Genomic DNA, 6942 nt, shown 5'->3' with positions numbered 1-6942 from the left:
CCACGGACGTTGAGCTCGCCGCATGACCCCAGCAAGACCAAATAACCCCAAAACCGACAGGGGTGCCTTGACGAAGGACATAGAGGCACCCCCCCCAGGGTGAGCGGAACACCCCCGCGTCGGCGGGGAGGACGGCAGCAGTACCGCGACGATGCGCTCGTAGGCCGGAGCACCCCCGCGTCGGCGGAGAGGACCAGAATGCCCCGCCCACCGTGACCGACGGCGCCGGAACGCCCCGCGCTGGCGGGAAGGACCGGCGCTTGTAGAGGGCGCCGAGCGCGTTCCGCGGAACACCCCTGCGTCGGCGGGGAGGCGGTGTTGTCGGAGGAGTGCGTGAGTGGCCGTTGCTGGTTGAGGTTTTGGTGTGTTGTCGAGTCAAGGTGCGGGCGGTGTGGGGCTCGCTGGTTGTGACTCTATCGGCCGGTTGTGGGGCGGGGCCGTGGTGTGGGGGTGGTCGCGGTGGGCCGAAAGTGTGTGGCTGGGGGTGGTGGGTGGGTTTGGATGGGTGGGTGGATGGTGTGGAGTGTGGTGGGGTTGATGTTCGGGGTGGGTGGGGGAAGGCGGGTGGGGGGCGGGTTCCGCATCCGCTGATCTGTCATGCGCTGGATACGGCGGTGGTGGCTGAGGGCCTGGTGGATGTGTTGGTGGGGCCGCGTTGCCGTGCCGAGCTGGATCGGGCGTTCGGTCCGTTGGGTGATGCGGTGGGCTGGGTGTCGGTTTTGTGTGGTGTGCATGATCTGGGGAAGTTGTCGCCGACGTTCCAGGGGCTGCGGGAGGACATTGCCGCGCCGGCTATGGGGCCGGTGGCGGCGGGGCATATCCGGCGGTTGACGCGGTGGAGGGAGCCTGGGGCGCGTACGGACTGTCATCACGGTCTGCTGACGGCGGTCCACATGACACGGATCCTCAAGGCCTGGGGGGCGGTGCCGGCGACGGCGCGCACGATCGCTTGGGCTTTGGGCGGGCATCACGGGGTGATCCCGTCGGCGGCGTCGGTGCGACAGGCGCGGGAGGCGGTGGGGGACAACGGGGGGCCGTGGTGGGCGGCCCTCTGCGATGACCTGGTGCGCCAGGTCGTCGCCTTGTGGGGGCTGCCGGAGCCGGAGGGACTGGCGTGGCGCGAGGTCCGTCTGAGTCCTGAGGCGGTGGTGGCGCTGGCGGGGCTGACGTCGGTCAGTGACTGGATCGCCTCGGCGCGGCCGGAGAAGGACTACGTCGGCACGGGCGTCGATCTGGCCGCGTATCTGCGGCAGGCGCGGCGGGACGAGGCGCGGAAGATCGAGCGGTTGGCGTGGCGGGCGTGGCGGCCGCCACGGGAGACGGGGTTTCGGGCTCTGTTCCCGCTCGAGGAGCGGCCGCATCCGGTGCAGGAGGCGGTCGAGACGGTGGTCGGCCGGATGCGGGGCCCGGGGATCGTGGTGGTGGCCGCTCCGACGGGTGAGGGGAAGACGAAAGCCGCACTGCAGGCGACGGCCACTCTGGTGCGCCGGTTCGGTCTGCGGGGCTTTTATGTGGCGATGCCGTCACGGGTGACCAGCAATCAGGCGTTCGATGCTGTTGGCCAGTTGCTGGCGGGGTTGGGGGAGGCGGCGCCGCCGGTGCGGCTGCTGCATTCCGCGGCGGGTGACTACCTCAAGGACCGCGGAGCGTCGGCGGGTGCGGCCGATGGGCTGCGTCCGGTCGGGGTCGATGTCGATGGCCAGGACGACGGTGACGGCGAGGCTGCCGAGTGGTTCGCCCACAAGCGGGGCCTGCTGGCGCCGCTGGGGGTGGGCACGGTGGACCAGGCGCTGATGGCCGCACTGCGCTCCAGCCATGTGTTCGTGCGTCTTGCCGGGCTGTCGGGGAAGGTCGTGGTGTTCGACGAGGTCCACGGCTACGACGTGCACATGTCCACGCTAATGGACCGGCTGTTGTGGTGGCTGGGCAGGCTGAGGGTGCCGGTCGTCCTGTTGTCCGCGACGCTTCCGGCCCGTCGCCAGCACGCGCTGGTGGAGAGCTGGCGGGCGGGCGCGGCGGGCCGGACACCGCTCGACGCCGAGGCGCCGGCGGTGCAGGCGGGGGCGTATCCGCGGGTGGCGTGGGCGGACACCGAGAGCGATGCGGTGGAAACGGTGGGGGTGGAGGCGTCGTTGCTGAACCGCGATCGCCCCGTGGAGCTGGTGCGGGTCGGTTTTGAGTCGCGAGCGGACTGGGCTGTTCAGCAGGCTTTGGCTGGGCGGTGCGTGGCCGTTGTGCACAACCTGGTCCGGCACGCCGTTGAAGCGCACGAGCAGATTCTCCAGCGCGTGGAGCAGTTGCCGGTCGAGGAGCGTCCCGAGGTGTTCCTGCTGCACGCAAAGCTTCTGCAGGCAGAGCGCGCCCGTGCCGAGGCGGAGATCCGCGCGAAGTTCGGCCGCCCGGACGACCGGGAGGAGAACTTGAGGCCGCGGCGGGCGATCGTGGTGGGTACCCAGCTGCTCGAGGAGGGTCTGGACGCGGATTTCGATGTGATGATCAGCTCTGTGGCGCCCATCGACAGCCTGATTCAGCGGATGGGCCGCATCCAGCGGCACGATCGCGGTGAGAACCGGCCGTCCTTGCTGCTGGCCCTGACCGGGGTCGAGGAGAAACTCGGGAAGATCGTGTTCCCGCGGTACACGACGAACGTCTACGCCGAGGCGATTCTGCTGCGGACCTGGGCCCTGCTGCAGGGGCGTGAGCGGGTTCACTGCCCGGACGAGGTGCAGCATCTGGTCGACCTCGTCTACGGCCCCGATGAGCTGCTCGCCTGTCCTGAGGGCTGGGAGAAGCAGTGGGCGAAGGCGGCTGAACAGCTGAGGCGGAGTATCGCCCGTAAGGAGCAGGGCGCTGAGGCTGTCCGGTTGCCGCAGCCGCGGGACGACGTCCAGCTGTGGGAACTGACTGCGAAGGCGACCAGCGCGTCCCGTACCCGGCAGGAGAGCTACCGCCGTGATGATGCACGCTGACTGGGGACTGGATGACGGTGCCGCCGCGGCTGCCGCGTCCGGCCTGGAGGAGGAGATGGGCCCGCCGGTGCATCTCGTCCTGGTTCGCCGGCTGCCCGGCTCGCCCCTGGTGGCGCCGCTCGCGGGCCGGGCGGCGCTGGATCTGCAGGCTGAACAGGAGACGGTGGACGACGAGACGGTGCGTATTTTGCTCGACTCGTCCCTGGTCGTGGAGGTTGGCGAGGACATCGGTCCGGAGGTGGTCGAGGCCCTGCGAAGCATGGCCGTGCCGCCGCTGTTTCGTGGCAGTGCCTGGCTGCGGCGGTGCCGCGCGCTTGTCCTGGAGGACGGCTGCGCGGTGCTCGGTGGCGTTCGTATCGGATACCGCACCGGCCGCGGCTTGTGGGTGGATCACGCCGATGTGACCGGCGAATGATCCTTTTCCTCGGAATCCTGCCCCGGTTGTCAGTGGCGTTTGCCAGACTCGCCTTCTGCACGACAGTTGGGGGAGGGGCTTACGCACTGTGGGGTTCAATCTGTTAACCGAGCCGTGGCTGCCGGTGGTACGCCTGGACGGCGTCAGGAAGGAAGTGGGGCTGGCGCAGGCCCTGGGTCAAGCGGCCCGCTACCGCAGGTTGGTAGGAAGCACGCCCACCATGACCGCAGCGTTGCACCGGCTGCTGCTGGCGCTGGCTCACCGGGTGTACAAGCCGCTGGATGGGGCGCGCTGGGCCGAGCTGTGGCAGGCGAGGGCAGACGAAGGATTGCCCCAGCGCGAACTGGCCACCTACCAGGAAAAATTCTTACCCCGCTTCGAGCTGTTCGATCCGGACAGGCCGTTCTTCCAGTGCCCGGCCCTGGACAACGAGCCCGGCAGCACGGCCAAACTGGTGGCGCACCGGGCCACGGGCAGCAACCGGACCCTGTTCGACCACACCACCGCCGACCAGCGTCCGCTGCTGCAGCCGGCGGAGGCGGCCCGCTGGCTCATCACCACACAGGCCTATGACACCTCCGGCACCAAACAGCCCTATCGCACCGAGCGCAGTGCGGAAGGCGGCCTGGGCAATCGCTTCGGCTGCGTCCTGGTCGAAGGCGCCAGCCTGCACGAGACGCTGCTGCTGAACATGCAGCTCTACCAGCCCGAAGCAGAACTCCCCCCGCGCACCACAGCACAGGACCGCCCCGTATGGGAGGCATCGCAGCCGCCGGCCCCCGAGCCTGATGCCCGTGCCCCCCTGGGGTGGACCGATCTGCTCACCTGGCCGGCTCGGCGCATCCTGCTGTCCACCACCGTCGTCTCCGGCGCCACCCTGGTCGACGGTGTGGTCCTCACCCCAGGCACGCGTATGGAAGGCGACCTCGTCGACTGGGAGGCCATGGCCGCCTACCGGCGCCCGTGGCTCAAGGGCAACAAGCAGGGCGACTTCCGCGCGGTCACCCTGGACGAACTGCGCGGCGTGTGGCGGCACAGCCAGGAACTGCTGCTGTCATCGGACCCCCGCTGGTGGAACAGCTGGCGCGGCCGCCTGCGCGCCAAGGGCCCGCTGCCCGCTCAAGAGCCCCAGCGGCAACGACCCGCTGCACTGGACCACATCGCCGACCTCGTCGAGGACGGCCATATCGCCGAGGAAACCGTCTACACCCTGCGTATCTTCGGACAGCAACTCGGAGACCAGGGCGGCGACACCTACGCCTGGTACGAGGAAGCCGTACCCGCACCCGTAGCACTGCTGCGGGCCGAAAGCGCCCGCGTGGGCTACATCATCGGCTACGCGGTCTCCCTGGCCAATGACCTCGGCGAACAGCTCAAGCTGATGGAACGCCAGTACAGCGCCGACTTCCACCGCGAACTCACCAAGGACCAGGAAAAGAAACCGACTGACCTGGAAATCCACTACTGGCCCCGGCTGGCCGTCCCCTTCGCCGCCTTCCTGCGCGAACTGGGCGAGGCCGTACGACTTGGCACATCCGAGACCGCGCCAGCCGAACGGTGGGGGCAGGCGGTCTCCGACCTCGCCGACAAAACCGCCTGGCAGTGGCTTCAAGGAGCCCCACGCCGCGACCGCTCGCTGCTCACTGCGAGCGCCCACTTCGACGACTTCCAACTCGCACGGCACCAACTGCAGCGCACCTTCCGCGGCGGCCTCGCCCGATACAGCGCACCCCCCGAGGAGGACGCATGACGACCGCCCGCACCGCCACCGCCCCCGCACCGAACGGCATCCGGCAGCGCCGTCGTGACTTCGTCACCCACCTCTACCGCCTGAACCGCTCGATCTCCTCTGACAACCGGCACGCGGCCGCCGAAGCACGCCGCACGCTCGCCCGCCTGCGCCGCTGCTTCGCCGGCCCTCGCCAGGAAGCCGACGCCTACAGCACGGTTTTCGACTTCGACCCACCCGAGACCGAACAGCACATCTGGCTGCTCGTCGCCGGCCTCTTCGCCCTGCACCCCCAAGCACAGCCCCAAGACGCACACGGTCGGACATCCATCGGAACCGCGATGGGCCGACTCGCCCAGGACCGCGGTGACTCCGTGCACCGCCGCTTCACCCAACTCGTCTCCGTCGAAACCGCGTCCCTTCCCCACTACCTGCGGCAATGCGTACAACTCCTGGCCACCGCAGGCATCCCCCTCGATTACTACCGCCTCCTCGACGAACTGGTCGACCTCCTCATCGACGACCCCTACGGACGCAACGCCGACCGCCGCCAGCGCATCCGCCTGACCTGGGCCCGCGACTACCACCGGGCCGGCCGCCCTCATCACCCCGCCAACACCGAAGCCGAGCCCGAACCGACCACCCCCGACACCACCGCCTGACCCGGAGACCCACCATGCTCATCGAACTCCACCTGCTGCAGTCCTTCCCCGTTAGCAACCTCAACCGGGACGACCTCGGGCAGCCCAAGACCGCACGCTTCGGCGGCCACACCCGGGCGCGCATCTCCAGCCAGTCCCTCAAGCGCGCCGCACGCACCCTGCTCGCCCAGCACGGCCTCGACCCCTCCGAGCTGGGGGTGCGAACCAAGCGCCTGCGCGATGCCGCAGCCACCCTCCTCGCGAAGCGAGGGCGCGACGAAGAACAGGCCGTGGAGGTCTGCCAGGCCGGCCTGGAGGAAATCGGATTCACCGCACACACGGCCACCGGCCTGACCAAGTACCTCCTCTACGTCGGCAAGCCCGCCCAAACCTTGCTCGCCGACTACTGCGACGAACGGTGGGACACCCTCGCCAAAGCCGTGGCCGCAGCCAAAAACCGCAAGGAGAAGCAGGACAAGACCACTCGCAAGACAGCCGCGAAGAAACCGACCAAGCAGGCCCAGGAACAAGCCAAACGCATCCTGGACGGCACCCGAGCCGCAGACATCGCCCTGTTCGGCCGCATGATCGCCGACAACACTGACTTCAACGTCAACGCAGCCTCCCAGGTCGCCCACGCCCTCTCCACCCACGCCGTCGTCAACGAATTCGACTACTACACCGCCCTCGACGACCTCCGCCCCGACGCCGAACCCGCAGCAGACATGATCGGCACCGTCGACTTCAACGCCGCCTGCTTCTACCGATACGCCAACCTTGACCTCGAACAGCTCGCCACGAACCTCCCCGACGACCCCGACCTGGTAGCCCGCAGCGCCCGCGCATGGCTGTACTCCTTCATCCACGCCGTGCCCGGCGGCAAGCAGAACTCCATGGCCGCCCGCACCATGCCGCAAACACTCCTCGGAGTCGTCCGCGAAACCGGCGCATGGAACCTGGCCAACGCCTTCCTCAGCCCCGTCACCGACGTGCCCGACCTGATGGCAGCCTCCACCCAGCGCCTCGCCGACCACTTCCAACAGCTCCGCAACTTCTACGGCGACACCCAGCTGCGCCACACCGCCATCGCCTCCGTCGGCTCCGACCTCACCGGCATGCCCGAGAACGAGATCGCCTCCACTCTCGACGACTTCGTCTCCCGGCTGCTGACGGCCACCAAGGGCTGAC

5 protein-coding genes are annotated in these 6942 nt (G+C 69.0%); all 5 read left to right on the top strand.

The features are described 5' to 3' along the window. The first annotated feature begins 329 nt into the window (after positions 1-329). The 5 genes from cas3 (at position 330) to cas7e (ending at position 6941) form a co-directional block, all read left to right on the top strand. Positions 330-2969 (top strand): CRISPR-associated helicase Cas3', encoded by a 2640-nt coding sequence (gene cas3, locus ACH5AO_RS36535; protein ID WP_398932384.1) that lies wholly within the window; start codon positions 330-332, stop codon positions 2967-2969. Beyond that, positions 2956-3384 (top strand): hypothetical protein, encoded by a 429-nt coding sequence (locus ACH5AO_RS36530; RefSeq protein WP_398932390.1) that lies wholly within the window; start codon positions 2956-2958, stop codon positions 3382-3384. Before cas3 ends, ACH5AO_RS36530 begins: the two co-directional genes overlap by 14 nt. An 88-nt stretch (positions 3385-3472) precedes the next feature. After that, positions 3473-5134: a type I-E CRISPR-associated protein Cse1/CasA gene (casA, locus tag ACH5AO_RS36525; protein ID WP_398932382.1), complete on the top strand. Its 1662-nt coding sequence runs from the start codon at positions 3473-3475 to the stop codon at positions 5132-5134. Next, entirely contained in the window at positions 5131-5775 is a 645-nt protein-coding gene (gene casB, locus ACH5AO_RS36520) for a type I-E CRISPR-associated protein Cse2/CasB (protein ID WP_398932380.1), read from the top strand. The genes casA and casB overlap by 4 nt, the downstream gene beginning before the upstream one ends. Positions 5776-5789: 14 nt before the next feature. Then, on the top strand, positions 5790-6941 hold the full coding sequence (gene cas7e, locus ACH5AO_RS36515; protein WP_398932378.1) for a type I-E CRISPR-associated protein Cas7/Cse4/CasC: 1152 nt from the start codon (positions 5790-5792) through the stop codon (positions 6939-6941). Position 6942 lies beyond the last annotated feature (1 nt).

The organism is Streptomyces sp. NPDC018964 (assembly GCF_044390325.1).
In the GTDB taxonomy this organism is placed as follows: domain Bacteria; phylum Actinomycetota; class Actinomycetes; order Streptomycetales; family Streptomycetaceae; genus Streptomyces.
Note: the sequence above shows the minus strand (reverse complement) of the source record. Positions and strands in the feature narration are given on the sequence as shown.

What these genes read in the sequence shown, in the direction of transcription:
- casB (WP_398932380.1), top strand. Translation starts at nt 5,131, where the DNA reads ATGACGACCGCCCGCACCGCCACCGCCCCCGCACCGAACGGCATCCGG.
- cas7e (WP_398932378.1), top strand. Translation starts at nt 5,790, where the DNA reads ATGCTCATCGAACTCCACCTGCTGCAGTCCTTCCCCGTTAGCAACCTC.
- ACH5AO_RS36530 (WP_398932390.1), top strand. Translation starts at nt 2,956, where the DNA reads ATGATGCACGCTGACTGGGGACTGGATGACGGTGCCGCCGCGGCTGCC.